The following is a 1,725-nucleotide window of genomic DNA, read 5'->3' on the forward strand; positions in this document are numbered from 1 at the left end:
ACCCGCCCCCGCACCGAGGGCCTGCTCCATCTGCCGGGCACCGACGCCTCGTTGCGGGTGTTCACCTCCCCCGACCGGCAACTCGCCGCCATCCACGACCCGCGCGCGGGCACCATGACCGCCGTCGCCCGCATCTCCAGCCGTGCCTTCGCCCTCCTCGACCCCGCCACCCAGAACGCCAACGTCTCCGGCTGGGGCCGCACCCTGGCCGGCCTGGCCCGCACCGGGCACATCAAGACCATCCAGGTCCTCGAGCGCACCGTCCCCGACTCCGGCGACGCGCTCACCCGGCACTGGAACGAGCACGGCCACCCCCAGGCACCCGTCGCCGGCACCGTGTACGCCGAGCTCGTCGCCGCCGCGGGACCTGCCGCCGCCCCTCACGAGGCGTACCTTGCGGTCTCCCTGGACATGAAGGCCGCCCGTCGGCTGATCTCGCAGGCCGGTGGCGGACTGTCAGGTGGTTTCACCGTGCTGCAGCAGACCACCGCCACCCTCACCCAGGCCGCCCGCAACGCCGGGCTCACCGTCACCGGCTGGCTGGACGCCCGGGAGATCGCCGCGGTCATCCGCACCGCCTACGACCCCAAGGCCCTCTCCGCCCTCCAGCAGTGGTCGCCCACCGGCCGCGCCGAAGCCGACCCGGCCGCCGCCGGCCCCGTCGTCCAGGTCGAGGAAACCGACCGGGTCATCACCGACAGCGCCCACCACGCCACCTACTGGGTCGAGAACTGGCCCCGCACCGAAGTCGGCGCCGGATTCCTCCACACCGTGCTGTTCTCCGCCGGGGTACGCCGCTCCTTCTCCCTCATCTACGTTCCCCAGCAGCTCGAGGCCGCACTGAAGGACGTCCAGCGCCGGAAGGCGACGATCATCGCGGACGCGGCCGAGCGCCAGCGCAAGGGCCAGGTCGACAACGAGGAAGACAGCGTCGAGTACGCGGACGTCAAGCAGCGCGAGCGGCAGCTGATCGCCGGCCACGCCGACGTCGCCCTCACCGGCCTGCTCACCGTTTCCGCCGACAGCGACGACCAACTCGACGCCGCCTGCGCCCAGATCGAAACCGCCGCCGTCTCCGCCCAGGTCGACCTGCGCCGCCTGAAGTACCAGCAGCCCGACGCGTTCGCCACCGCCGCCCTGCCGCTCGCCCGCACCGCCCTGTAACACCCGCAAGCCGCAGGAAGGACCACCCCCTCTCGTGACGCCTCCGTCCCCGCTCGCCGGCAACGAGCCGCTCGCCTACCTCACCGCAGCGACTACCGGCATCCGCCACCACACCCGCACCACCACCTCACCCCCCAACGGCCGCCCGGCAACCCGGGCCCAGGTGGACGCCCTCCACGCCCACCTCACCGCCCTCCATACTCTCCTCGGCCGGCTCGCCGAGCATACCCGCGGCGAACGCCCTGCCCAGAGCAGCTACTTCGCGGCGGCCCGCACCCGTCTGTGGCAGGCCGGCGAACACCTCCACGACGCCTTCCACCAAGCTCCCCGCGCCCCCGCGCCCGACTCGGACGCGCCGCAGGATGACACCTGCGAGCAGGACATCGACCCCAGCGGGCCGCCGTTCCTGACGATCTGCCTGCGCCACCTGCGCACCAGCACCGTCGTCCGGCAGGAGACCACTCCCGCCGACCTGCACTCGCCCCTCCACGGTCACGCCCGCCACCGCGCCATCTGAAGCCGTTCCCCGCTGAAAGCCGAGCACCCCACCCGATGAACCAC

General features: G+C 72.9%; 2 protein-coding genes. Both read left to right on the forward strand.

Annotated elements, in window-relative coordinates:
* The coding region (locus K6I34_RS36560) for an SCO6880 family protein (protein WP_229332331.1) at positions 1-1,164 on the forward strand (1,164 nt) is incomplete at its 5' end.
* A 34-nt stretch (positions 1,165-1,198) separates the two neighbouring features.
* Positions 1,199-1,681: a DUF6238 family protein gene (locus K6I34_RS36565; protein WP_229332332.1), complete on the forward strand. Its 483-nt coding sequence runs from the start codon at positions 1,199-1,201 to the stop codon at positions 1,679-1,681.
* The last annotated feature ends 44 nt before the right edge of the window (positions 1,682-1,725 follow it).

Source organism: Streptomyces sp. UNOC14_S4 (assembly GCF_020740835.1).
Taxonomy (GTDB): Bacteria; Actinomycetota; Actinomycetes; order Streptomycetales; family Streptomycetaceae; genus Streptomyces.